22 protein-coding genes and 4 tRNA genes are annotated in these 24920 nt (G+C 72.0%); 6 read left to right on the forward strand and 20 right to left on the reverse strand.

Annotated elements, in window-relative coordinates:
• Positions 1 to 15: 15 nt before the first annotated feature.
• The 12 genes from H5397_RS06950 to thrS form a co-directional block, all read right to left on the reverse strand.
• Complete coding sequence (locus tag H5397_RS06950) at positions 16 to 1125, reverse strand: YhjD/YihY/BrkB family envelope integrity protein (RefSeq protein ID WP_182815990.1); 1110 nt, start codon at positions 1123 to 1125, stop codon at positions 16 to 18.
• Positions 1126 to 1206: 81 nt separating this feature from the next.
• The gene (gene gcvP / locus H5397_RS06955; protein WP_182815992.1) at positions 1207 to 4053 is read right to left on the reverse strand and encodes an aminomethyl-transferring glycine dehydrogenase; all 2847 of its coding nucleotides are present in this window, start codon (positions 4051 to 4053) and stop codon (positions 1207 to 1209) included.
• A gap of 40 nt (positions 4054 to 4093) precedes the next feature.
• On the reverse strand, positions 4094 to 4672 hold the full coding sequence (locus H5397_RS06960) for a MerR family transcriptional regulator (protein ID WP_182815994.1): 579 nt from the start codon (positions 4670 to 4672) through the stop codon (positions 4094 to 4096).
• A gap of 126 nt (positions 4673 to 4798) precedes the next feature.
• Positions 4799 to 5299: a bifunctional nuclease family protein gene (locus H5397_RS06965; RefSeq protein WP_182815996.1), complete on the reverse strand. Its 501-nt coding sequence runs from the start codon at positions 5297 to 5299 to the stop codon at positions 4799 to 4801.
• A gap of 22 nt (positions 5300 to 5321) precedes the next feature.
• Positions 5322 to 6026 carry a MerR family transcriptional regulator gene (locus H5397_RS06970; RefSeq protein WP_182815998.1) on the reverse strand — a complete coding sequence of 235 codons (705 nt, stop codon included), beginning with the start codon at positions 6024 to 6026 and terminating at the stop codon, positions 5322 to 5324.
• A complete protein-coding gene (locus H5397_RS06975; protein ID WP_182815999.1) occupies positions 6027 to 6518 on the reverse strand; it encodes an FHA domain-containing protein in 492 nt (163 codons plus the stop codon). It lies immediately after the preceding gene.
• 75 nt (positions 6519 to 6593) lie between these two features.
• Positions 6594 to 6974, reverse strand: coding sequence for a glycine cleavage system protein GcvH (gene gcvH, locus H5397_RS06980; RefSeq protein ID WP_182816001.1), 381 nt, complete (start codon positions 6972 to 6974; stop codon positions 6594 to 6596).
• A gap of 90 nt (positions 6975 to 7064) precedes the next feature.
• Positions 7065 to 7808, reverse strand: a complete 744-nt coding sequence (locus H5397_RS06985; protein ID WP_182816003.1) for a DUF881 domain-containing protein — start codon at positions 7806 to 7808, stop codon at positions 7065 to 7067.
• Positions 7801 to 8133 (reverse strand): small basic family protein, encoded by a 333-nt coding sequence (locus H5397_RS06990; RefSeq protein ID WP_182816005.1) that lies wholly within the window; start codon positions 8131 to 8133, stop codon positions 7801 to 7803. Before H5397_RS06990 ends, H5397_RS06985 begins: the two co-directional genes overlap by 8 nt.
• Before the next feature lie 13 nt (positions 8134 to 8146).
• The gene (locus H5397_RS06995) at positions 8147 to 8959 is read right to left on the reverse strand and encodes a DUF881 domain-containing protein (RefSeq protein WP_182816007.1); all 813 of its coding nucleotides are present in this window, start codon (positions 8957 to 8959) and stop codon (positions 8147 to 8149) included.
• A gap of 3 nt (positions 8960 to 8962) precedes the next feature.
• The gene (locus H5397_RS07000) at positions 8963 to 9508 is read right to left on the reverse strand and encodes an HIT domain-containing protein (protein WP_182816009.1); all 546 of its coding nucleotides are present in this window, start codon (positions 9506 to 9508) and stop codon (positions 8963 to 8965) included.
• Positions 9505 to 11553, reverse strand: coding sequence for a threonine--tRNA ligase (thrS, locus tag H5397_RS07005; RefSeq protein ID WP_375539368.1), 2049 nt, complete (start codon positions 11551 to 11553; stop codon positions 9505 to 9507). Before thrS ends, H5397_RS07000 begins: the two co-directional genes overlap by 4 nt.
• Before the next feature lie 337 nt (positions 11554 to 11890).
• On the opposite strand from thrS, the gene H5397_RS07010 reads away from it, so the two are divergent.
• Positions 11891 to 13762, forward strand: coding sequence for an alpha-amylase family protein (locus H5397_RS07010; RefSeq protein ID WP_182816217.1), 1872 nt, complete (start codon positions 11891 to 11893; stop codon positions 13760 to 13762).
• A gap of 7 nt (positions 13763 to 13769) precedes the next feature.
• Here the strand turns inward: H5397_RS07010 and H5397_RS07015 are convergent, their stop codons facing one another.
• From H5397_RS07015 to H5397_RS07030, 4 genes are all read right to left on the reverse strand, one after another.
• A complete protein-coding gene (locus H5397_RS07015) occupies positions 13770 to 15251 on the reverse strand; it encodes a glutamate--cysteine ligase (protein WP_182816013.1) in 1482 nt (493 codons plus the stop codon).
• A gap of 44 nt (positions 15252 to 15295) precedes the next feature.
• Positions 15296 to 15371 (reverse strand) — tRNA-Val (locus tag H5397_RS07020).
• Position 15372: 1 nt separating this feature from the next.
• Positions 15373 to 15443, reverse strand: a tRNA-Cys gene (locus H5397_RS07025).
• A gap of 43 nt (positions 15444 to 15486) precedes the next feature.
• Positions 15487 to 15559, reverse strand: a tRNA-Gly gene (locus H5397_RS07030).
• 144 nt (positions 15560 to 15703) lie between these two features.
• Here H5397_RS07030 and H5397_RS07035 point away from each other — a divergent pair.
• The 5 genes from H5397_RS07035 to H5397_RS07055 all read left to right on the forward strand — a co-directional run bounded on the left by H5397_RS07035 (position 15704) and on the right by H5397_RS07055 (position 19191).
• A tRNA-Val gene (locus H5397_RS07035) sits at positions 15704 to 15776 on the forward strand.
• Positions 15777 to 16017: 241 nt separating this feature from the next.
• A complete protein-coding gene (locus H5397_RS07040) occupies positions 16018 to 16836 on the forward strand; it encodes a sirohydrochlorin chelatase (protein ID WP_182816015.1) in 819 nt (272 codons plus the stop codon).
• Between the two features lie 30 nt (positions 16837 to 16866).
• Positions 16867 to 17280, forward strand: a complete 414-nt coding sequence (msrB, locus tag H5397_RS07045) for a peptide-methionine (R)-S-oxide reductase MsrB (protein WP_182816017.1) — start codon at positions 16867 to 16869, stop codon at positions 17278 to 17280.
• A 49-nt stretch (positions 17281 to 17329) separates the two neighbouring features.
• Entirely contained in the window at positions 17330 to 17920 is a 591-nt protein-coding gene (locus H5397_RS07050) for a DUF3000 domain-containing protein (RefSeq protein WP_243760907.1), read from the forward strand.
• A complete protein-coding gene (locus tag H5397_RS07055; protein ID WP_182816018.1) occupies positions 17917 to 19191 on the forward strand; it encodes an HRDC domain-containing protein in 1275 nt (424 codons plus the stop codon). Before H5397_RS07050 ends, H5397_RS07055 begins: the two co-directional genes overlap by 4 nt.
• Here H5397_RS07055 and dxs read toward each other — a convergent pair.
• The 4 genes from dxs to acnA all read right to left on the reverse strand — a co-directional run bounded on the left by dxs (position 19139) and on the right by acnA (position 24868).
• Positions 19139 to 21064 (reverse strand): 1-deoxy-D-xylulose-5-phosphate synthase, encoded by a 1926-nt coding sequence (gene dxs, locus H5397_RS07060; RefSeq protein ID WP_182816020.1) that lies wholly within the window; start codon positions 21062 to 21064, stop codon positions 19139 to 19141. The two genes, H5397_RS07055 and dxs, sit on opposite strands and share 53 nt — an antisense overlap.
• A gap of 58 nt (positions 21065 to 21122) precedes the next feature.
• Positions 21123 to 21590 carry a hypothetical protein gene (locus H5397_RS07065; RefSeq protein ID WP_182816022.1) on the reverse strand — a complete coding sequence of 156 codons (468 nt, stop codon included), beginning with the start codon at positions 21588 to 21590 and terminating at the stop codon, positions 21123 to 21125.
• A 68-nt stretch (positions 21591 to 21658) separates the two neighbouring features.
• Positions 21659 to 22123 (reverse strand): hypothetical protein, encoded by a 465-nt coding sequence (locus H5397_RS07070; protein WP_182816024.1) that lies wholly within the window; start codon positions 22121 to 22123, stop codon positions 21659 to 21661.
• Positions 22124 to 22192: 69 nt separating this feature from the next.
• The gene (gene acnA, locus H5397_RS07075; protein ID WP_182816026.1) at positions 22193 to 24868 is read right to left on the reverse strand and encodes an aconitate hydratase AcnA; all 2676 of its coding nucleotides are present in this window, start codon (positions 24866 to 24868) and stop codon (positions 22193 to 22195) included.
• Positions 24869 to 24920: the final 52 nt, after the last annotated feature.

The raw sequence follows: 24920 nt of genomic DNA on the forward strand, positions 1-24920 counted from the left end.
GGCTCGGCTCGGGGGTCAGCGGTTGCGCAGGCCCCCGAGCACCGCCGCCACCAGCGCGGCGAGGCCGGCCAGCGCGCCGCCGAACATGGCGCCCAGGCCCATGCCGACCCGCGTCGAGCGCACCGCCACCTCGGCGGGGACGCGCTCGGACTCCTCGCGCAGCCGCGCGGCTTCGAGCTCGGCGGCGACCTTCTTGGTCGCGTAGTCGGTCGGCTCGGCCGGCACGTGGTCGCCCAGCGTGACCTGCGGGCCGAGGAAGTCGGGGTGCGTGCCGACCCATGCGGCCACCACCAGGATCAGGGTGGCGAAGAGGTTGAAGTAGAGCATCGTGACGATCACGCTGCCGAACACGGCGGCGGCGGCGTTGCCGGAGAACACGCCGACCAGCGTCCCTGTCAGGTACTGCAGGGCCGCCATGCCCACGGCCCCGATCGCGGCGCCCCGCACGAGCACGGGCGTGGGCACGCGCTTCTCGGGGAACACCTTGAACAGGAACAGGAAGAGCAAGAACCCCGCCAGCAGGGTGCCGACCACCGGCAGCAGCGAGAGCAGGACGCCGCCGCCCGGCACGCGGTCGAGGCCCAGGAACTCGCCGACCAGGTCGCGGGCCGCCATGGCCACGGTGGTCATGGCCATCGAGAGCGCGACCAGCACGAACAGGGCCAGCAGGATGCCGAGGTTCTTCAGCGTCTGCACGACGATGTTCGGCTTGTCCTCGGCCATGTCGAAGTCGGGGCGCATCATGGCGCGCACGGCGGACCGGATGTTGTTCACCCAGTTGGCCCCGGCCCAGGCCGCCGACAGCAGGCCGACGATGCCGACGCCCCGCCAGCTGTTGAAGGCCTGGTCGACGACGGCGCTCAGCTGGTCGCCGAGGTCACCCGACCCCGAGACCGTGTCGGTGATCCACGCCTTGGCCTGGTCGAGCACGTCGGGCAGGAACAGGGTCAGCGTGAGGCCCAGCGCCGCGAAGGCGACCATCAGCACGGGCACGATCGCGAGCACCGAGAAGTAGGTGATCGCGGCCGCGAACTGGCCGCCGAGGCGCTCGCCGAAGCGCGCGACCGCCTCCAGCAGGTGGGCCACCCACGGCTTGGCCTTCAGCTTCTCGATGAACTCCGCCATGCCGCCCACCCTAGGGGGCCGCGTTCGGCGAACGCGACCCCGGGGCCGGTTGACAAGGGGGAAATCACCCCGAGGGGTGGGTCAGTCCTCGTAGGCGTCCATGGGCGGGCAGGAGCAGACCAGGTTGCGGTCGCCCCACGCGCCGTCGATCCGGGCGACGGGCGGCCAGTACTTGTCCCGGCCGCCGGTCGAGATCGCGCCCAGGTCCTGGCCCGCGGGGAACCCGCCGGCCGACCGCGGGTACGGGTGTTTCCACTCGTCGGCGGCCACCTCGGCCAGCGTGTGCGGGGCGTTGACCAGCGGGTTGTCGTCGGCCGGCCACTCCCCCGCCTTGACGCGCGCGGCCTCGTCGGCGATGGCGTGCATGGCGTCGACGAACCGGTCGAGCTCGTACAGCGGCTCGGACTCGGTCGGCTCGACCATCAGCGTCCCGGCGACCGGGAAGCTCATCGTCGGGGCGTGGAAGCCGTAGTCGATCAGGCGCTTGGCCACGTCGTCGACCGTGATGCCGGTCTCCTTGGTCAGGGGCCGCAGGTCGACGATGCACTCGTGGGCCACCCAGCCGCCCTCCCCGGTGTAGAGGATCGGGAACCGCTCGGCGATCCGCTTGGCGAGGTAGTTGGCCGACAGCACCGCCACCTGGGTGGCCAGGCGCAGGTCGGGGCCCATCATCGCGATGTAGCCGAAGGTGATCGGCAGGACGCCCGCCGACCCCCACGGGGCGGCCGAGATGGGACCGTACGAGCTGAGCGGGCCGGCGTCCGTCACGACCGGGTGGCTGGGCAGGTACGGGGCGAGGTGCTCGCGCACCGCCACCGGGCCGACGCCCGGGCCACCGCCGCCGTGCGGGATGGAGAACGTCTTGTGCAGGTTGAGGTGGCTCACGTCGCCGCCGAAGCGACCCGGCTTCGCCAGGCCGACCAGCGCGTTCATGTTCGCGCCGTCGATGTAGACCTGGCCGCCGGCCTCGTGCACCTTGTCGCACAGCTCGGCCACCCGGGACTCGTACACGCCGTGCGTGGACGGGTAGGTGATCATGATCACCGACAGCTTCTCGGCGTGCTTGGCGATCTTGGCCTCGAGGTCGTCGAAGTCGACCGTCCCGTCGGGGGCGGTCTTCACCACGACCACGTCCATGCCCGCCATCGCCGCCGAGGCCGCGTTGGTGCCGTGCGCCGAGGCCGGGATCAGGCACACCGTGCGGTGCTCCTCGCCGCGGGCCCGGTGGTAGGAGCGAACCGCCATCAGGCCGGCGAACTCGCCCTGGGCGCCCGAGTTGGGCTGCAACGAGACGGCGTCGTAGCCGGTGATCTCGACCAGCTGCGCCTCCAGCCGGGCGATCATCTCGGCGTAGCCGCGGGCGTCCTCGGCCGGGACGAAGGGGTGGAGGTTGGCGAAGCCCGGGTAGCTGATCGGCTCCATGGACGCCGCGGGGTTCAGCTTCATCGTGCACGAACCGAGCGGGATCATGCCGCGGTCGAGCGCGAAGTCGCGGTCGGACAGCGCGCGCAGGTACCGCATCATCTTGGTCTCGGAGCGGTAGGCGTGGAACACCGGGTGGGTCAGGTACGCGCTCTCGCGGGCCGGCTGGCCCAGCGACCCGTGCTCGGCCTCGCCGAGCTCGACCCCGAACACGGACGCCACGGCCGCCAGTTCGTCCTCGGTGGCGTCCTCGCCGACCGAGATCGTGACGTGGTCGCCGTCCGGCGCCCACAGGTGGACGCCGGCCTCGCGGGCGGCCGCCACGAGCCGGCGCGAGCCGCCCCTGACGTGCACCGTGACCGTGTCGAAGAAGCTGTCGGAGACCAGCTCGTAGCCGTCGGCCACGAGCGCGGCGGCGAGGCGGCGGGCGTTGCGCGCGATGGCCTCGGCGATGCCCTTGAGGCCCTGGGGGCCGTGGTAGACCGCGTAGGCGGCGGCGGTCACGGCGAGCAGCACCTGCGCGGTGCAGATGTTGGAGGTCGCCTTCTCGCGGCGGATGTGCTGCTCGCGGGTCTGCAGGGCCAAGCGCAGGGCCGGGGTGCCGTGGCGGTCCTTGGACAGGCCGACGAGGCGGCCGGGCATCTGCCGCTCCATACCGGCGCCGACGGCGATGTAGCCGGCGTGCGGGCCGCCGAAGAACAGCGGGACGCCGAAGCGCTGGGTCGAGCCGACCGCGATGTCGGCGCCCCACTCGGCAGGCGCGGGCAGCAGCGTCAGGGCCAGCAGGTCGGCCGCGGCGATGACCAGCGCGTTGTTCTCGTGCGCCTTGGCGGCGATCGTGCGCAGCTCGTCGAGGTCGCGGACCGACCCGTCGGCGGCCGGCGTCTGCACGACCACGGCGAACGCGTCGTGGCGCTGGAGGCCCTGGACGAGATCCTCGGTGACGACCACCTCGACGTGGAGGGCCAGCGCGCGCGTGCGCAGGACGGCCAGCGACTGGTCGAGGATGCCGGCGTCCACCAGCACGACCGAGCCCTTGCGCTGCGAGCGGCGGGCGACCCCGACGGCCTCGGCCACGGCGGTGCCCTCGTCGAGCAGGGACGCGCCCGACGTGGGCAGGCCGGCGAGGTCGGCCACCATCGTCTGGAAGGTCAGCAGCATCTCGAGCCGGCCCTGGCTGATCTCGGGCTGGTACGGGGTGTAGGCCGTGTACCAGGCCGGGTTCTCGAGCAGGTTGCGCCGGATCACCGGCGGGGTGACCGTGCCGTGGTAGCCCTGCCCGATCATGGCGCGCAGCGGGTTGTTCAGCGCGGCCATCCGGGCGAGGTCGGCCTGCACCGCTGCCTCGGACACCGCCGGGGCGAGGTCCAGGGGTGCGTCCACGCGGATGCCGGCGGGCACCGCCTCGTCCGTCAGGGCGTCGAGTGAGCTGGCGCCCACGGCGGCGAGCATGGTCTCGCGGTCGGACTCGGTGGGGCCGATGTGACGGGAGAGGAACGGTTCCATGCCCCCCAACCTACCCAAACGGGGAGGCGGCGTGCAGGGTTCAGATGGCGTTGCGCGCGGCCCGCCGGGCGGCCAATTCGTCGGTCGCCACGGGGGCGGCCACCTCGGCCTCGGCACGCTCGGTCGGCAGCGCCGCGAGCGACCCCTCGAGGTCGTGCCACACGCGCCCGAGGGCGATGGCGAAGATGCCCTGGCCGCCGTGGACGAGGTCGATGATCTCGGAGTCGGAGATGGCCTCATACACCGAGACGCCGTCGCTCATCAGCGTGACCGAGGACAGGTCCTCGACGCCGCGGGCGCGCAGGTGGTCGATCGCGGTCCGGATCTGCTGCAGCGAGATGCCGGCGTCCAGCAGGCGCTTGACGACCTTGAGCATGAGGATGTCGCGGAAGGAGTACAGCCTCTGGGTGCCGGAGCCCCCGGCCGCGCGGATCTCGGGCACGACCAGCCCGGTGCGGGCCCAGTAGTCGAGCTGGCGGTAGGTGATGCCGGCCGCGTTGCAGGCGACGGGGCCGCGGAAGCCGATGTCCTCCGGCAGGGGCGAGAAGTCACCCTCGAAGAGGGCGTCCTGCAACCCGACCGTGGGCCGCGGGGCCTTCGCCTCCGGTGCGTTCACCATGCCTCCTCAAGCTGCTCTGCGTCGTCGTCGCTCGTCGTACCAGTATGACGGTAGCGGCCCGGTCCCACGACGCCCGCCGACACGCCGCGTGGGGGCTCGCAGCGGGCCGAACCCTCGACCGCCACCTCAGGGTTGGTCGCGCGAGGGCCCGAAGTCCTCGGGGGTGATGTTGTCGAGGAAGGCGCGGAACTGCGCCATCTCCTCGTCCGACGCCCCGGCGTCCGCGAGTCCGGGCGGGCCGGTCTGCGGGGCTCCCGTCACGCCCACCTCGTCGAGCAGGTCCTCGTCGGCCAGGATCGTCGCCCCGCAGCGCAGGGCCAGGGCCACGGCGTCCGAGACGCGGGCCGGCACGACGGTGCCGCCGATCACGACGTGGGCGGAGAACACGCCCTCGTCCTCGCCCGTGATGTGCACGGCCTCCACGACGGCGTCCAGCACCGCGAGCGCGTCGATCATGAGGTCGTGGGTGCTGGGGTGCTCCTCGTCGGAGTCCTCGAGGGCCGACAGGATCGCGTTGCCGCCGGCGGCGGTGATCCACACGGCGAGGTGCCGCTCCCCCTGCTGCTCGCGCAGCAGGAGCACCGGGGTGTCCGCGACGGCGGTGACGCGCACCTCGCTGAACAGCATCGGGATCACCGTGGTACCCCCGTCAGGACCGGATGGACGAGCGCAGCAGGGCGGCGTGCGCGTACATGACCAACTGCATCACCTCGGCCACCGACTGTCGAGGGGTGCTGCGGCGCCGGCTGTGCGCCTGCACGGCCTGGTCGATGAGGGCGGCCTCCCGCTCGGCGACCTGCTTGATGGCACGCAGGTGGCGGGCGTCCATCCCGTAGGCGGCGAGCTTGCGCGCGGCCACGGCGATGGTCAGCGCGTCCCGGCCGTAGTGGGCGGTGCCCCGGCGCGGGGTCACCAGCCCGTGCTGCTCGAGCTCGGAGAGGGTGGCCTCGGTCAGCCCCGAGATCTGGAGCAGTTCCTGGCGCGTGATGTGGATGGTGCGCTTGCCCGCGATGGCCGGTCGCTGCGGCGGCAACGCCGGGGGCAGGTCCTCCGCGACGGGCGTGGGCAGGGTCGGCTGGGACGGCGCGGCCGCCGGGGGCTGCTCGCCGGCGTCCATCGCCTCGAGGTTCTCGCGGATGACCTTGAGCGGCAGGTAGTGGTTCTTCTGGACGTCGAGGATGTAGTGCAGCCGCTTGACGTCGTGGTCGGAGTAGCGACGGTAGCCGGACGGCGCGCGCTCAGGGGAGATCAGGCCCTCGCCCTCGAGGAACCTGATCTTGCTGATCGAGATGTCCGGGAAGTCCTCCTTGAGGACCTTCAGGACCTGTCCGATGCTCTTCGTCGCAGGTGGCATCTAGCCTCGCCCGGTCGGCGCCACCAGGTAGACGAGCCGGAACTTGCCGATCTGCACCTCGTCGCCGGGGCGCAACGCGACCTCACCGTCGATGAGGGTGCGGTTGACGTAGGTGCCGTTGAGGCTGTTGAGGTCGGCCACCCAGTGGTGGCCCCCGCGCTCGGTCACCTTGGCGTGGTGGCGGGAGACGGTGACGTCGTCGAGGAAGAGGTCGGACTGCGGGTGGCGTCCGGCGGTCACGACCTCCTGGTCGAGCACGAAGGACGCCCCGACGTTGGGTCCACGGACCACGGCCAGGGCGCGGGTGCCCGGGGCCAGGTCCTTGATGATGGGGAGGTTCGGGTCGGTCACCTCGTTCGGTGCCTCGGGCACCGTGGCGACCGGGATCACGCGGGTGGTGTCACCGGTGTTCGCGCGCAGGGGCGCCCCACAGTTCGAGCAGAAGTTGCCGCCGCCGGCGACCGGTGCGCCGCACTCCGGGCACGTGAGCATGTGCTTGATCCTTTCCCCGGGGCCTCCCCCGACCCCACTGCGGTTGCCGGTGGTCCCACCGGCAACCGTCCCACCCTACTCGCCGGCCACCTCGGCGTAGCCGTCGGCGTCCAGCAGGTCGTCCAGCTCGCTGGGCTCGGACAGCTCGACCTCGAACAGCCAGCCGTCGCCGTACGGGTCGGCGTTGACGACGTCGGGGGTGTCGGTGAGCTGCTCGTTGACCGCGGTGATCACGCCGGAGACCGGCGCGTACACGTCGGACACGCTCTTGGTCGACTCGACCTCGGCGCACGCGTCGTCGAGGGCGACCTCCTCCCCCACCTGGGGCAGGGACACGTAGACCACGTCGCCGAGGGCCTCGGCCGCATAGCTGGTGATGCCCACACGCACCGTGGAGCCGTTGCCGGCCCGCACCCACTCGTGCTTCTCGGTGTAGCGAAGATCCTCAGGGAACACGTGCCTCTCCTCGTGGTCGTTCGACCCCGGCAGCCTCGTACCGGGCGATTGTCAGCCTAGTGGAGTTCGGGCTGTTTGGGGCGGCGCGCCTCAGCCGGGTCGGGCGAACCGCGGGGTCTCCGGATCCACCACCGAGTCGATGACCAGGTCCTCCACCTCGACGACCCGGGCCGTGCCCCCGACGCGCTCGCCCTCGATGGTGCTGACCAGGCCGCCGCGGAACCGGGTGGCCTCGCTCAGCGTCTCGGGGTCGCCGATCGCCTCGATGACGATGGTGCTGCCCAGGCGCACGCCGTCGGCCTGCAGCTGGCCGTCGACGGTCGCGAACCAGGAGTTTGTGACCAGGCGGACCGCATCGTTGACCTCCATGACCTCGGCGCCGGCGTCGCGGAGCTCCTCGACGGTGTTGAGGAGGATCTCGGGGGTCACCTTCCCCGCCCGGTCGGTGATCGTCACGCGGATGCCGGGACCCTGAGCCGGGGCGGTTCCCCCGAGCAGCTCGAGGGCGTCCAGGCGCCGCAGCGCCTGCTCGCGGGCCTCGGCGCTGGACTCGGCGCCCGACTGCAGCCGCTGGCGGGTGACCTCGAGCTGGGTGATCTCCCCCTCCAGGCGCCGCGCCTCGGCCTGGACGTCGTCGAGCATGGCGACGAGCTCGTCCTGGCGCAGGTTGGTGTAGCGCTGGTCCCGGCCGCCCGACAGCTGGAGGGTGATGGCGAAGCCGAACAGCAGCAGGACGACGGCCACGATGAGCTGCGAGCGACTGGGCTTGAGCAGGTCCTTGCGGATCCGCGCCCAGGCGTTGTCGGGTGCCGGCGCCGGGGTGGGTTCAGGCATGGAACAGCTTCCGCCGGATGTGGGCGACGTTGGCGAAGATGCGGATGCCCAGGACGACCACGACGGCGGTGGACAGCTGGCTGCCGACCCCGATCAGGTCCCCGACCCACACGATCAGGGCGGCGATCAGCACGTTGGAGATGAAGGAGACGACGAAGACCTTGTCGTCGAACACGGCGTCCAGGTAGGCGCGGAACCCGCCGAACACGGCGTCCAGGGCCGCCACGATCGCGATCGGCAGGTAGGGCTGGAGCTGGGGCGGCAGGGACGGCTGCAGCAGGATGCCCAGGCCGATGCCGATGGCCAACCCGATGATCGCGTACATGACCCGCTCCCCCTCAACGCCTCGTCCGTGCCCGGTCCACGCCCAGACCCGGGTCGGCGGGGAGGGCGACCTCACCCACCCTACCGATGCTCCACTGGACGCCGTAGTGCTGCGCCAGCCCCTCGACCCAGACGCCGCCCTCGGAGCGCCGGAAGGCGTCCTCCAGCACCCGTGCGTCCCCGATGGCCTCGATGACGTAGGGGCGTGTGACCGAGCGGTAGTCGACGGTGATGGCGTCGCCGGCGTTCCGGATGGCCGTGCGGCTGGACAGCCGGTGCCCGTTGATCGCGACCGCCTCGGCGCCGTTGGCCCACAGGCTGTTGGCGACCATGCGCAGGTCGGCGTCGACCACCTGGCTGCCCTGCACCGAGGCGTCGGTCCCGTCGTCGAGCGTGACCCGGACGCCGGGGCCGGTGACCGCGGTCGTCCCGACCCGCGCCGCCAGGGTGTCGGCGCGCTCCAGCTCGGCCGGGGTGAGGGCGCCCCCCGCGCGTTCCAGCTCGCGGATGCCCTGGTCGAGCTCGGCCGTGTGCGCCCGCAAGGAGTCGATGTGCTGCTCGGTCGTGGCGATGCGGCTGATCAGGTCGGCGCGCTCCTGGGCGGCCGCCGGCGCGGTGCGCCACTGGTTGGCCAGCGCGACCCCGAACAGCAGCCCCACCACGAGCAGGGCCGGCAGGAGCACCGGGCCGCGCCGGCGCCCGCCGCCCGCGGCCGCGACGGCCGGGTAGGACGGGTCCAGCGCCGTGTCGCGGAGGTTGTTGAGCAGGTCCATCGACGCGTCGGGGCGCCGCTGGGGGTCGGGGACCCGCTCGGGTCGGAAGCCCACGGCTCAGGCCCCGTCCGCCCAGCGCCGCGCCAGCAGGGCGCGGGCGTCCTCGAGCAGCTGGGGCAGGGCACGCGTGCGGGCCACGACGGGCATGAAGTTGGAGTCGCCCTGCCAGCGGGGCACCACGTGCTGGTGCAGGTGCGCCGCGATCCCGGCGCCGGCGACCGTGCCCTGGTTCATGCCGATGTTGAACCCCTGCGGGTGCGACACGTCCCCCAGCACCCGCATGGCCTCCTGGGTCAGCGCCGAGAACTCGGCCGTCTCCGCCTCGTCGAGGTCGGAGTACGCCGACACGTGCCGGTAGGGGCAGACGAGCAGGTGGCCCGGGTTGTAGGGGTACAGGTTCATCACCACGTAGCAGGTGGTGCCGCGGTGCACGACCAGGCCGTCGGCGTCCTCGCGCCCGGGGGCGCGACAGAAGGGGCACGAGGCCTCGCCGGCGTCCGACGGCTTGTTCTCACCGTCGATGTACACCATCCGGTGGGGCGTCCAGAGGCGCTGGAAGGCGTCGGGGACGCCCGCCAGCCCCTGGGGACGCTCGGTGGTCATCCCCGATCCCCCTCGGCGGCGGTCGGGCTGTCGTTGCGGCGCGACGCGATCCAGGCCGTGATCTCGGCCACCGCGTCGGCGACCGGCACCTGGTTGCGCTGCGTGCCGTCGCGGAAGCGGAAGGAGACCGCACCCGCCTCGACGTCCTCGCCGCCGGCGATGATGATGAACGGCGCCTTCTCCTTGGCCGCGTTGCGGATCTTCTTGCCGAAGCGGTCGTCAGAGTCGTCCAGATCGACCCGGACGCCCGCCGCGCGCAGCTGCTCGACCACGCCGCCGAGGTACTCGTTGAACGCCTCGGCGACCGGCACGGCCACGACCTGCACCGGCGAGAGCCACGCCGGGAACGCGCCCGCGTAGTGCTCGATCAGCACGCCCATGAACCGCTCGATCGAGCCGAACTTGGCCGAGTGGATCATCACCGGCTGCTGGCGCGAGCCGTCGGACGCCGTGTACTCCAGGCCGAAGCGCTCCGGCTGGTTGAAGTCGTACTGGATCGTGGACATCTGCCAGGTCCGGCCGATGGCGTCCTTGGCCTGCACCGAGATCTTCGGCCCGTAGTAGGCCGCGCCACCCGGGTCGGGGACGACCTCGAGCCCGGACTCGGCGGCGATCTGCTCCAGGATCGCGGTCGCCTCGGCCCACTGCTCGTCGGACCCGATGAACTTGTCCTTCTTCTTGCCGTCCTCGTCGCGCGTCGACAGCTCCAGCACGATGTCGTCCATGCCGAAGTCGCGCAGCAGCTTCAGCACGAAGCCCAGCAGGTGCCGCACCTCGTCGGGGGCCTGCTCCTTGGCGCAGTAGCTGTGCGAGTCGTCCTGCGTGATCGAGCGCACGCGGGTGAGGCCCTGCACCACGCCGGACTTCTCGTCGCGGTACACCGTCCCGAACTCGAAGAAGCGCAGCGGCAGCTCGCGGTAGGAGCGGCCCCGGGCGCTGAAGATCAGGTTGTGCATCGGGCAGTTCATCGCCTTGAGGCGGTAGGCCTGCCCGCCCTTGACCAGGTTGCCCTGCTCGTCGCGCTCGGCGTCCTCCAGCAGCGCCGGGAACATGCCGTCGGCGTAGTACGGGAGGTGGCCGGAGGTGTAGAACAGGTCCTCCTTGGCGATGTGCGGGGTGCCGACGTAGTCGAACCCGTGGTCGATGTGGGCCTGGCGGACGTAGTCCTCCATCGCGCGCTTGATGATGCCGCCGCGCGGGTGGAACAGCGGCAGGCCCGAGCCGACCAGCTCGTGGAAGCTGAACAGGTCCAGCTCGGTGCCGAGCTTGCGGTGGTCGCGCTTGGCGGCCTCCTCGAGGCGGTGCTGGTAGGCCTGCAGGTCCTCCTTGGACGCCCACGCGGTCCCGTACAGGCGCTGCAGCTGGGCGTTGGCCTGGTCACCGCGCCAGTAGGCCGCGGACGTGCGGGTCAGGGCCCAGCCGTTGCCGAGGTAGCCGGTGTGCGGCACGTGCGGGCCGCGGCACAGGTCCTTCCAGGCGACCGAGCCGTCGCGACGTACGTTGTCGTAGATCGTGAGCTCGCCGGCCCCGACCTCGACGGAGGCCCCCTCGGCGTCGCCGCTGTTGCCCTTCAGGCCGATCAGCTCGACCTTGAAGGGCTCTGCGGCCAGCTCCACGCGGGCCTCGTCGTCGCCCACGGCGCGCCGGACGAACCGCTGGCGCTCCTTCACGATGCGGCCCATGTCCTTGGTGAGGGCGGCAAGGTCCTCGGGCGTGAGCGGCTCGGTGAGGAAGTCGTAGTAGAAGCCGTCGGTGATGGGCGGGCCGATGCCCAGCTTGGCGTCGGCGCGCAGGTTCTGCACCGCCTGGGCGGCGACGTGCGCGGCCGAGTGGCGCAGGATGTACAGGCCGTCGGGCTCGGTGACCAGGACCGGCTCGACCTCGGCGCCGTCGGGCAGCTCGCGGTGCAGGTCGAGGACCTCGCCGGCGACACGCATGGCCACCACGCTGCGGTCGTTCCCGAACACGTCGAGGCCGGTCGCGGTGGTCTCGAACGTCCTCGTCTCGCGCGCGTCGGGGCGGATGACGGTGATCGAGGCACTCACGGGTGGTTCCTTTCGTGGTCGGACCCCCACATTCTGCCGCATCCGCCGGCGGTACCGTGGAGCGGTGACACGCAGCTGGGACGCCGCCACCTACGACCGCCTGCCCCTGCCCCACGTCGCGTGGGGCGAGGGGGTGGTGGACCGGCTCGGCCTTTCCGGCGACGAGCAGGTGTTGGACGCCGGCTGCGGCACCGGCCGCGACCTGGCCCGGCTGCTGGAGCGGCACCCCGGGGCGACGGCGATCGGCGTGGACGCCTCGGCGTCCGTCGCTGACTCGCCCGCGCCGGGTGGATCTGCCAAGCTGGGACCCGATCCTGCGCGCAGAAAGGGCCCGCCGATGTCCTGCTCCGTCGACACCACGTTCCGCCTCCGCTGGGAGCGCTTCGGGCCCGAGGTCGAAGCGTCCCTGACGGCCGTCTACGGCGAGCGCGGACCCGAGGTGACCGAGCGGGTGCGCGGCCTCGTGCGGGCCGCCCTCGACGCCCGCCCCGCCGACCTGCGCGAGCTCGACGAGCGCCGCCTGCTGGCGCCGGACTGGCTGCAGGACCCCCGCCAGGTCGGCTACGTCGCCTACGCCGACCGGTTCGCCGGCACCCTCGCAGGGGTGGGCGAGCACCTCGACCACCTCGCCGGGCTCGGCGTCACCTACCTGCACCTGATGCCGCTGCTGCGCCCGCGCCCGGGCCCCAACGACGGCGGCTACGCCGTGATGGACTACCGCGCCGTGCGCGAGGACCTCGGCACCATGGACGACCTGCGGGCCCTCACCGCCCGGCTGCGGGAGCGGGGCATCTGCCTCGAGGTCGACCTCGTGCTCAACCACGTCGCGGCCGAGCACGACTGGGCCCGCCGCGCCCGGGCGGGCGAGCAGCGCTACCGCGACTACTTCCTCGCCTTCGACGACCGGGGGCTGCCCGACGCGTACGAGGCGAGCCTGCCCGAGGTGTTCCCCGACTTCGCGCCCGGCAACTTCACCTTCGACGACGAGCTCGGCGCCTGGGTGTGGACCACCTTCAACGCCTGGCAGTGGGACGTGAACTGGGCCAACCCCGACGTGTTCTGCGAGTACCTCGACATCATCTGCCACCTCGCCAACGCCGGCGTCGAGGTGCTGCGCCTGGACGCCATCGCGTTCATCTGGAAGCGGATGGGCACCTCGTGCCAGAACCAGCCCGAGGTGCACCACCTGACCCGCGCGCTGCGCCAGGCCGTGCGCGTCGCCGCGCCCGGGGTCGCGTTCAAGGCCGAGGCGATCGTCGGCCCCGACGACCTGCTGCCCTACCTCGGCGTGGGCGAGCACCACGGCCGGGTCTCCGACATGGCCTACCACAACTCCCTGATGGTGCAGCTGTGGAGCGCCCTGGCCTCCCGCGACACCCGCCTCACCGAGGTGGCCCTCGGCCGGTTCGCCCCCAAGCCGACGACGACCACGTGGGGCACCTACGTGCGCTGCCACGACGACATCGGCTGGGCGGTCACCGACGCGGACGCCGCGGCCGTGGGCCTCGACGGCTTCGCCCACCGGGCGTTCCTGTCCGACTTCTACGCCGGCCTCGCGCCGGGCTCCTTCGCGCGCGGGCTGGTGTTCCAGCACAACCCCGCCACCGGCGACCGCCGGATCAGCGGCACCCTGGCCAGCCTCGCGGGGCTGGAGACTGCCCTGGCGGCCGGCGACCCGGGCCGGATCGACGACGCCGTGGCCCGCATCCTGCTGCTGCACGCAGTCATCGCGGGGTTCGGCGGCGTCCCGCTGCTCTACATGGGTGACGAGGTCGGGATGCTCAACGACGCCGGCTGGGCCGACGAGCCGGGCCACGACGACGACAACCGCTGGGTGCACCGCCCCCGCATGGACTGGGCCGCCGTGGCCGCGGCCGAGGCCGACCCGGCGTCCCCGTCGGGACGCATCCTGGCCGGGTTGCGCCACGTCCTGGCCGTCCGGAGGTCGACGCCGCACCTGCACGCCTCGGTGGAGAGCCGGGTCGTGCCCAGCCCCGACCCGCGCCTGCTGGTGCTGCGCCGCGACCACCCTCTGGGGCCGATGGTGCAGGTGTACAACGTCTCCGAGGGCGAGGTCGCGCTCCCCGCCGCCGTGGTGGGCGACGTGCTGGGCCGCGAGGCGTCCGAACTGCTGGGCGGCCACCGCTGGAACCTGGCCACCGACGTGCTGCCCGTGCGCCCCTACCAGGCGCTGTGGTTCACAGCCTGAGGGACCGTCAGGGCAGGTCCCACGTGTGCACCGGGTCGTTGGTGTGCATGCGTTCGGCGTAGGCCACCGTCATGGCGGTGAGCGCGTCGCGCCGCGACATCCCGCGCGCCTCGAGGGCCTCGACGCAGCGCACCTGCCAGTCGGCCCCGTTCACGCCCGACAGGCACCGGCCCTCGATGATGCCGAGGTAGCGGTCGATGGCCGCGCCGTCGACGCCCCACTCCTCCAGCCCCGCCTGGGCGACCGGGAGGATGTGGCGCAGGACCAGCTCGCTGGCCGGGGTCTCCCCCAGCCCGGGCCAGAACAGGTCGGCGTCGATGCCCTGGTGGGCGGCGGCGTCGAAGTTGTCGTGGGCGCTGCGGAACGCCATGCGGGTCCAGACCGGGCGGTCGTCGCGGGCCATCCGGTTGAGCGCCCCGTAGTAGAACGCGGCGTTGGCCAGGGTGTCGGCGATGGTCGGACCCGCGGGCAGCACCCGGTTCTCCAGCCGCACGTGCGCCTTGTTGCCGACGACGTCGTAGACGGGCCGGTTCCAGCGGTAGATCGTGCCGTTGTGCAGCTTGAGCTCGGCCAGCTCGGGGGTGCCGCCGGCGGCGAAGACCGCGCGCGGGTCCTCGTCCGAGATCTCGGGCAGCAGCGCCGGGAACCAGCGGGAGTTCTCCTCGAACAGGTCGAAGATCGAGGTGATCCAGCGCTCGCCGAAGAACACCCGCGGCCGGACGCCCTGGTTGGCGTACTCGACCGGGCGGGTGTCGGCGGCCTGGGTGAACACCGCGATGCGGCTCTCGGCGTCGAGGCGGTGGCCGAACACGAACGGCGAGTTCGCGCCCAGGGCCAGCTGGGGGCCAGCCAGCACCTGCGCGGCGTTCCACGCGCGGGCGAACTCGCGCGGGGCCACCAGGAGGTGGAACTGCACCGACGTGCAGGCGCTCTCGGGGGCCAGCGAGTCGGCGAAGGCGTCGAGCCGCTCCCCCGTCGGCCCCTCGATGTCGAGGTGGATGTCCTCCCCCCGGGCCGCCAGCATCGCGTCGTTGAGGGCCGCGAAGCGGGTGTTCCCGCTCATCCAGTCGCCCTGGAAGTGCTCGGGCATGACCGTGGGCAGGATGCCGGTCATCACGATGTGGTTGCCCGACTCCGTGCTGCGGCGCTCGGCCTCGTTGAGCGAGGCCCGCAGGGACGCCTCGAGGTCGAGCAGGTGGGTGCCGGCGATGTCGCCGGGCGGGACGTTGAACTCGATGTTGAACCGCGCGAGCTCGGTCTGGAACTCCGGGTTGGCGATCGCCTCCAGCACCTCGGCGTTGGCGAAGCTCGGCTGGTGGTCGGCGTCGACGAGGTTCAGCTCGATCTCCAGCCCGGTGCGGTGGGCCTCCTCGGTGAACGCCCCGGCGTGGAGCATCTCCTCCAGCACGTCCAGGCACGCCAGCACCTTGTGCCGGTACTGCTGGCGCTGCTCACGGCTGAAGTGCTGCTGGCCGACCTCGGTGCCCATGGCGGACAGCGTAAAGGCCCCGGCTGCTGCCGGGGCCTTCTGCTTGGTGGGCGGTACCAGACTTGAACTGATGACCTCTTCCGTGTCAGGGAAGCGCGCTACCAACTGCGCCAACCGCCCGAGGTGGAGACGGGATTTGAACCCGTGTACACGGATTTGCAGTCCGTTGCCTCGCCTCTCGGCCACTCCACCGGGGAAAAGTACCCGGCCTGCTGGAGGCTTCAGGCCCTCTCCGAGCGGACGACGGGATTCGAACCCGCGACCCTCACCTTGGCAAGGTGATGCTCTACCAGCTGAGCCACGTCCGCGTGCTTGCCGAGCGACCGGGGCCGTTCGGGGCGTGGAACACCATATACGGATCGTTCGGCGCTTTGCAAAACGGACGCGCGCCCCGGTGGGGTCGGCCCACGATTTCGCACACCGGCGGGGCTTCGGCTATCGTGTTCCTCCGCGGGCGATTGGCGCAGTTGGTAGCGCGCTTCGTTCACACCGAAGAGGTCATCAGTTCAAGTCTGGTATCGCCCACCGCGACGAAAACCCGCCCAGGGTCCACCCGGGGCGGGTTTTCTCGTTCCCGGGACCACCCGCCGTGCAACTCCGGGCAAACACATCACCCCTTGCCACCGCTTGAAATCTCAGCATGCGGCCGCAGTGTCCGCTGTATGGGACACTCGAATTGGCACTCCCTCAACTTTTCAGTCAGGATGACCACGTCGAAAGCGGCAAGGACGCCGTCCCACCAGCTAGCAACGACGGAGGAACGGCGATGACCGCACCCACCCTCGTGATGGCTGCCCAAGGCAGCCGAGACCAGCGCGTCGTGCGCGTCGCGCAGGCGCTCCAGACCGAGCTGAGCCGCATGCGGCCCGAGGTCGACAGCAGCGTCGCCTTCCTGGACTCGTGCCTCCCCTCGGTCACCCAGACCCTCGACAAGCTCGCCGCCCGCGGCGTCCGCGAGACGGTGATCGTCCCGCTCGACCTCACCCACGCGATCGAGGTCGACCCCCGCTTCAGCGGCATCGTGGCCCGGGCCGCCCAGCAGCACCCCGGCCTCCGCATCAGCGTCGCCCGCCCGATCGGCCCCGAGGCGTCCCTGCTGGCCCTGCTCGACACCCGCCTGCGCGCCGCCCTGGCAGCCGCCCGCGTCCTCGAGCTCGACGGCCTGATCCTGTCGTCCTCCACCACCGGCGACGTCCGCGGCACCGCCCTGCTGGCCCGCCGCGCCCGCCAGTGGTCCACCCACCACCGGCTCCCCTGCCTCACGGCCGTCGCCGACGGCTCCGGTCCCTCGGTCGCCCAGGCGATGCAGGGCCTCCGCAGCCAGGGCCGCCGCCACATCGCCGTCGGGTCGTTCTTCATGGCCGGCGACGAGCGCTGGGCCGTGCAGGCCGAGCAGGCGCGCCGCATCGGCGCCGTCGCGGTGTCCGACCCGCTGGGTTCGGCGCCCGAGGTCGCCGAGCTGGTGCTGGCCCGCTACGCCTTCGCCGCGATGGACCTGCTCCCCTTCGACGAGGAGGGCAACTTCCAGGCCCCGGAGGTTCCGGCTGCGACCCAGTCCGACTGCGCCATCGCGTTCTCCGCGTAGTCTGGGCCTCCTGTCCCACAGGAGGAACCCATGACCCAGACGCCGAAGGTCGACCGCACGCCGCAGCAGTGGCGCGAGGTGCTGACCCCGTTCGAGTTCCAGGTCCTGCGCGAGGGCGGCACCGAGCGCCCGGGCACGGGCGAGTACGAGCACTTCAGCGAGCCCGGCACCTACGCGTGCAAGGGCTGCGGCGCCGAGCTGTTCACCAGCGAGGAGAAGTTCGCCTCCCACTGCGGGTGGCCCAGCTTCTACGCGCCGGCCGGCGACGACCGCATCCGGTACCTGCGCGACGACTCCCTGCCCGGACGCCCCCGCATCGAGGTGCGCTGCGCCGCGTGCGACAGCCACCTCGGCCACGTGTTCGAGGGCGAGGGCTACGAGACGCCCACCGACCTGCGCTACTGCATCAACTCCATCTGCCTGGTCCACCAGCCGCCGGCCTGACCGGCGCGCCACCCGCAGCCGGGGGCGTCCGACACCTAGCCTGAGGGGCGTGGCCCTGGGGAAACCGCAGTCAGACCTGTTCGACGAGGCAGCAGCCTCGCTCCTCGGCATGGTCTGGCGCCCCGAGCTGACCGTCGAGGAGATCCCGGCCCCCCAGCGCATCGCCCCGTTCGCCGCCGCCATCGCCGCCGACGTCGACTCCGACGAGGAGGAGGTCGGCAACGGACGCCTCGTGCTGCTGCACGACCCCGACGGCAACCCGGCGTGGGAGGGCACCTTCCGCTGCGTGACGTTCGCGCGCGCCAGCGTCGACCCCGAGATGGCCGCCGACCCGCTGCTGGCCGAGGTCGGCTGGTCGTGGCTGCAGGACGCGCTGGAGCGCCGCGGCGCCGACTACGCCGCACCCAGCGGCACCGTGACGGCCGTCTCGAGCAAGTCGTTCGGCTCGATGGAGGGCGACCCCGACAAGGCCGAGGTCGAGATCCGCGCGTCGTGGACGCCTGTGCTCACCCGCGGCGACGAGATCCTGACCCACGTCGAGGCCTGGCAGGACCTGCTGTGCATGGTGTCGGGCCTGCCGCTGCTGCCCGACGGCGTCGTCCCGATCCCCCTGCACCGCACGGGGCGGCGACGCCGGTGAGCGAGCAGACCCCGCGCGAGACCGACCCCGTCGAGGTCGAGGGCCCGCCCCCCGAGCTGGTGTCCCGGCCCGCCGACGGCGTCCCCCCGGTCGTGCGCACGCCCGAGGCGCTGCAGGCCACGATCGACGCGCTCGCGGCCGGTTCCGGCCCGCTGGCCGTCGACACCGAGCGCGCGCACGGGTTCCGCTACACCGGCCGGGCCTACCTGATCCAGCTGCGCCGCGAGGGCGCGGGCACCCACCTCGTCGACCCGATCGCGTTCGCCGAGGACGGCGAGCGCGCCGACCTCTCCGCGATCGCCGACGCCGTCGGCGACGCCGAGTGGATCCTGCACGCCGCCAGCCAGGACCTGCCCAGCCTCGCCGAGGTGAACATGCTCCCCCGCCGGCTGTTCGACACCGAGCTGGCCGGCCGCCTTTTGGGCCTTCCGCGCGTGGCGCTTGGGTCCCTGCTCGAGCGCGCCCTGGGCAAGACCCTGGCCAAGGAGCACTCCGCCTCCGACTGGTCGCGCCGCCCCCTGCCCGAGGACTGGCTGGTCTACGCCGCCCTCGACGTCGAACTGCTGGTCCCGCTGCGTGACTGGGTGGCCGCCGAGCTCGAGGCCGCCGGCAAGACCGAGTGGGCCGCCCAGGAGTTCGAGCACCTCGTCCTCCACGCCGGCGATGCCCCGACCCAGCGCACCGACCCGTGGCGCCGCACCTCCGGCACCCACGACGTCCGGACGCCCCGCGGCCTGGCCGTCGTCCGCGAACTCTGGCAGGAGCGGGACGCCCTGGCCCAGAAGCTCGACAAGTCGCCGGGCCGGATCCTCAACGACCGGGCGATCTCCGGGATCGCCGTGCGCGCCGAGGCGGCGGGCTTCGAGGCGTCCCGGGAGGCGCTGCGCGCCGTGGACGGCTTCCGCTGGCGCCAGGCCCAGCGCTACGAGACCAACTGGCTGGCCGCGCTCGAACGCGGCCTCGCCGTGCCCAAGGCCGAGCTGCCGCCACGGCGGCCGCCGGCGGAGGGGATCCCCCACCCGAAGGGCTGGCCGACGCGCTTCCCCGACGCCGCCGACCGGTGGGCACGCCTGCGCCCCGCGACCGTCGAGCTGGCCGAGCGCTTGCAGCTGCCGGTGGAAAACCTCATCGCCCCCGACGCGCTGCGCCGGCTGGCGTGGGAGCCGCCCGCCCCGGTGACCGAGGCGTCGGTGGACGCGTTCTGGGCCGTCGAGGGCGTCAGGCCGTGGCAGCGGGAGCTGGTCGTCCCGGTGGTGACCCCGCTGCTCTGACCGAGCACTCCAGCGCCCACTCCACGACGGTGCGGGCGACGTCCTGTGCCGTCAGGCCGAGTTCCTCGAGGACCTCACCGCGGCTGGCGTGGTCGAGGAACTGCTGCGGCACCCCGAGGTGGCGCAGGGGCGTCCAGACCCCGGCCCGGCCACAGGCCAGCGCGAGCGCGGCACCCAGGCCGCCGCTGACTCCGCCGTCCTCGAGCGTGACGACCAGGTCGGCCGCGCCGCACAGCTCGACGAGCGCGGGGTTGACCGGCAGGGCCCACACCGGGTCCACGACCGCGCACGGGACGCCCTGGGCCGACATCCGCGTGGCGGCGTCGACCGCGAGGTGCGCGAAGACGCCGTGGGCGACGAGCAGGACGCGGGAGTCCGGCGGGCTGGCGAGCACGTCGACCCCGCCGTGGGAGCGCAGCGCGGGGAGCTCGGGGGGCAGCGGGTCCTTGGAGTAGCGCACCACGCTCGGGGCGTCGTGGATGCCCACGGCCGTGCGCAACGCCTCGACGAGGCGCTGCTCGTCGCGCGGCGCGGCCAGGTGCAGCCCGGGCACCATCGTCAGCAGCGAGGTGTCCCACATGCCGTGGTGGCTGGCGCCGTCGGGGCCGGTGATGCCGGCGCGGTCGAGCACGAACGTGACGCCCTGCTTGTGCAGCGCGACGTCCATCAGCAGCTGGTCGAAGGCGCGGTTGAGGAAGGTGGCGTAGATCGCGACCACCGGGTGCAGTCCGCCCTTGGACAGGCCCGCGGCCGAGCCGACCGCGTGCTGCTCGGCGATGCCGACGTCGAAGACCCGGTCGGGGAACTCGCGCGCCAGCGCGTCGAGGCCCACGGGGTGCAGCATGGCCGCGGTGATGCCGACGATGTCGGCGTTCTCGCGGGCCAGGGTGACGATCTCGTCGCGGAACGCGTCGGTCCACGTCCGCTTCGGGTTGGCGGTCAGCGGCTCCCCGGTCTCGGAGTCGATCAGGCCCACGGCGTGGAACCGGTCGGCCTCGTGCTCCTCCGCCGCGCGGAAGCCCTTGCCCTTGACGGTCATGCAGTGCACGAGCACCGGCCCGTCGAAGTTCTTGGCGGCCTCGAAGGCGCGCTCCATCATGCCGATGTCGTGGCCGTCGATCGGGCCGACGTACTTGATGCCGAGGTCGGAGAACATGCCCTGCGGGGCGAGGATGTCCTTCACGCCGGTCTTGAAGCCGTGCAGCAGGTCGTACAGCGGGCCGCCGATGACGGGCGCCGAGCGCACGCGCTGCTTGATCTGCTTCAGCGTCGGCTCGTAGCGGCGGTCGGTGCGCAGAGTCGACAGGTGGGTGGCGATGCCGCCGACGGTCGGGGTGTAGGAGCGGCCGTTGTCGTTGACCACGACCACGAGCTTGAGGTCGTTCTCGACCGCGATGTTGTTCAGGGCCTCCCAGGCCATGCCGCCGGTCAGCGCCCCGTCACCGATGAGGGCGACGACCGTCCGGTCCTCCCCGCGCAGGCGGAACGCCTTGGCCATGCCCTCGGCCCAGGACAGGCTCGTGGTGGCGTGGGAGTTCTCCACCCAGTCGTGCTGGCTCTCGGCGCGGCTGGGGTAGCCCGACAGGCCGCCCTTTTGGCGCAGCGAGGCGAAGCCGTCCTGCCGGCCGGTGAGGACCTTGTGGACGTAGCTCTGGTGGCCGGTGTCGAACACGATCGGGTCGTGGGGCGAGTCGAACACCCGGTGCAGCGCGATGGTCAGCTCGACCACGCCCAGGTTGGGGCCGAGGTGCCCCCCGGTACGGCTGACGCTGCGCACGAGGAAGGTGCGGATCTCGTCGGCCAGCTCGGCCAACTGCGGTGCGCTCAGCGCCCGCAGGTCGCGCGGGCCGTGCACCGCCTCCAGGAACGACATGGGGTCGATTCTAGCCTCCCGGGCCTCCACCGCCCTCCTGCACCTGGGCGCGGCCGGGTCACAGCTTGCGCACGAACACCTGGCCGCGCAGCGCCTCCTCGACGAGGCCGACCTCGCGTCGACGCCGGCGCAGCAGCTCGGCCTGCTCGTGCCACGCCGCCAGCGCGGCCTCCAGCGCCTCCGGCCCCACGAACGGGCCGAGGCTGGCGCGCACCCCGCCGATCCCGTCGCGGCAGGCCTGCACCTGCGACTCGACGTGCGCGACGGCGAACCGGGCCAGGATCACGGGGTGGCGGCGCAGCACCGCGTACCCGCGGTACTCGGCCGGGCAGCAGTCGAGCAGGAAGGCGGCCGCCGTGTCCTCCCACCCATCGGTGTGCGGCGGCCGGACGCCCTCGGGCCAGCCCGGCGGGACGTACCCGGTCACCTCGCCCGGGAACCGCGTCCGCCCCTGCGGACGGCGCCCCGGCTCCCCCGCGTACCGGCCGAAGCCGTGCGCGTGGGAAGAGCTCCACCCCACCGCCACCGCAGCCTCCTTCGAACGGGGGTTCGATTCTAGGATCGCAGTGGGCGCCGGTCAACAGCGGGGTCGGTTCAGAGCAGGATGCTGAGCAGGCCGAGCACCACGACCGCCACGGCCAGGGCGGCGACCACCCACGGCCGCCAGGCCGGACGCCGCGGGCCCGACCAGGTCGCCGCTGCCGCCAGCGCCGGGGCCAGGACCGCCACGACGACGCGGAGCCAGTCCGGGACGGTGTCGAACCACAACGGGGAGCCCAGGAGGAGGGCGGCCAGGACGGCCCACCACTCCCAGCCCAGCCGGAACACGAACGCGGCCAGGCCCAGCCCGGCGACCGCGCCGAGGATCGCCCCAGCGCTCCCCCAGCCCAGGATGCACAGCACGTCCTCGCCGTCGCCGCACACCGTCGCCCCGAACGGCGACCACATCGCCCAGAACAGGCCGGCGACCAGGACGGCGACGAGGGTGGCGAGGTACGACCAGGCGATCCTGGCCCCGCCGACGGGCGCCTCGGCCACGCGCATCCTGATCTCGCTCATCGTCACCGAAGTCTAGACGGCAGGAGGCCCGCCCCCCGGTCGGGGACGGGCCTCGTGGGCTCGGCGGGATCAGCCCTTGAGCAGGTTCCGCAGCACGTACTGCAGGATGCCGCCGTTGCGGTAGTAGTCGGCCTCACCGGGCGTGTCGATGCGGACCACGCCGTCGAACTCGACGACCTCCCCGTTCTCCTTGGTGGCGACGACCTTGACCGTCTTCGGCGTGGTGCCGTCGTTCAGCTCGGTGATGCCGGTGAACGAGAAGGTCTCGGTGCCGTCGAGGCCCAGGGAGTCGGCCGACTGGCCGGCCGGGAACTGCAGCGGGAGGACGCCCATGCCGATGAGGTTCGAGCGGTGGATGCGCTCGTAGGACTCGGCGATGACGACCTTGACGCCCAGCAGGGTCGTGCCCTTGGCCGCCCAGTCACGGGACGAGCCGGAGCCGTACTCCTTGCCGGCCAGGACGACCAGCGGGACGCCGGCGGCCTGGTAGTCCATCGAGGCGTCGTAGACGAACTCGACCGGGCCACCCTCCTTGAGGAAGTTGCGCGTGTAGCCACCCTCGGTGCCGGGGGCGACCTGGTTGCGCAGGCGCACGTTGGCGAAGGTGCCGCGGATCATCACCTCGTGGTTGCCGCGGCGGCTGCCGAGGCTGTTGAAGTCCTTGCGCTCGACGCCGTGGCCGACCAGGTACTGGCCCGCGGGGACGTCGGACTTGATCGAGCCGGCCGGGGAGATGTGGTCGGTGGTGATCGAGTCGCCGAGCTTCAGCAGCACGCGGGCACCCGACACGTCCTCGACCGGGGCCGGGGTCTCGGGCATGCCGTCGAAGTACGGCGCGCGGCGGATGTAGGTCGAGGCCTCGTCCCACTCGAACAGGTTGCCCTCGGGGGTCTCGAGGTTCTGCCAGCGGTCGTCACCCTTGAACACGTCGGCGTAGCGGGTGGCGAACATCTCGGCGCTGATCGAGGAGTTGATGACCTCGTCGATCTCGGCCTGGCTCGGCCAGATGTCGGCCATGAACACGTCGTTGCCCTGCTCGTCCTGGCCGATCGGGTCGTTGGCCAGGTCGATGTCCATGGTGCCGGCGAGGCCGTACACGATGACCAGCGGCGGGGAGGCGAGGTAGTTCATCTTGACGTCGGGGCTGATGCGACCCTCGAAGTTGCGGTTGCCGGAGAGCACCGCGGTGACGGCCAGGTCGTTGTCGTTGACCGCCTTGGAGACCTCGGGGATCAGCGGGCCGGTGTTGCCGATGCAGGTCACGCAGCCGTAGCCGACGGTGTTGAAGCCGAGGGCGTCCAGGTACTGCTGGAGGCCGGACTTGTTGTAGTAGTCGGTGACGACCTGCGAGCCCGGGGCGACGGTGGTCTTGACCCACGGCTTGGGCTTGAGGCCCTTCTCGTAGGCCTTCTTGGCCACCAGGGCGGCGCCCAGCATGACCGACGGGTTCGACGTGTTGGTGCACGAGGTGATCGAGGCGACCGTCACGGCGCCGTTCTTCAGCTCGAACTCGCGGCCGTCGGCCAGGGTCACCGGGATCGACGCGGTCGGGTTCGAGGTGTAGCTCGGCAGGTAGTCGTTGAAGCTCTCCTTCGACTTGCTCAGCTCGATGCGGTCCTGCGGACGCTTCGGGCCGGCGATGCTCGGGACGACCGTGGACAGGTCGAGCTCCATGAACTCCGAGTAGCGGGGCTCGCGGTCGTCGTCGTGCCACAGGCCCTGCGCCTTGGCGTAGTCCTCGACCAGGGCGATCTGCTCCTCGGTGCGGCCGGTCATGCGCAGGTAGTCGGTGGTCTTGGAGTCGATCGGGAACACCGCGATGGTGGAGCCGAACTCGGGCGACATGTTGGCGATCGTGGCGCGGTTGGCCAGCGGCACCTGGGAGACGCCGGGGCCGTAGAACTCCACGAACTTCCCGACCACGCCGTGCTGGCGCAGCATGTCGGTGATGGTGAGCACCAGGTCGGTGGCGGTGACGCCCTCGTTGAGCTTGCCGGAGAGCTTGAAGCCCACCACGCGCGGGATCAGCATGGAGATGGGCTGGCCGAGCATCGCGGCCTCGGCCTCGATGCCACCCACGCCCCAGCCGACGACGCCGAGGCCGTTGACCATGGTGGTGTGGGAGTCGGTGCCGACGCAGGTGTCGGGGTAGGCCTGCAGCACGCCGTTGACCTCACGCGGGAAGATCACGCGGGCCAGGTTCTCGATGTTGACCTGGTGGACGATGCCGGTGCCGGGGGGGACGACCTTGAACTCGTCGAAGGCGCCCTGCGCCCAGCGGAGCAGCTTGTAGCGCTCGTTGTTGCGCTGGTACTCGACGTCGACGTTCAGCTTGAGGGCGTCGGGGGTGCCGAAGTATTCGGCGATGACGGAGTGGTCGATGACCATCTCGGCCGGGGCGAGCGGGTTGACCTTGTCGGGGTCGCCACCGAGGTCGGCGACGGCCTGGCGCATGGTGGCCAGGTCGACGACGCAGGCGACACCCGTGAAGTCCTGCATGATCACGCGGGCGGGCGTGAACTGGATCTCCTCGGTGGGCTCCGAGTCCGCGACCCAGGCGCCGAGCGCCCTGATCTGGTCGGCGGTGATGTTGGCGCCGTCCTCGGTCCGCAGGAGGTTCTCCAGCAGCACCTTGAGGCTGTAGGGCAGGGACTCCGAGCCCTCAACGGCGTCGACGCGGAAGATCTCGTAGTCCTTGCCCCCGGACTGAAGGGTGGTCTTGGCACCGAAACTGTTGACGCTCATGCGTACCTCTCCTGTTCGACGTTGTCCAGCAGATATCTCGACATCGAGATAC

It is taken from the genome of Propioniciclava sp. MC1683 (assembly GCF_014164675.1).
GTDB lineage: Bacteria > Actinomycetota > Actinomycetes > Propionibacteriales > Propionibacteriaceae > Propioniciclava.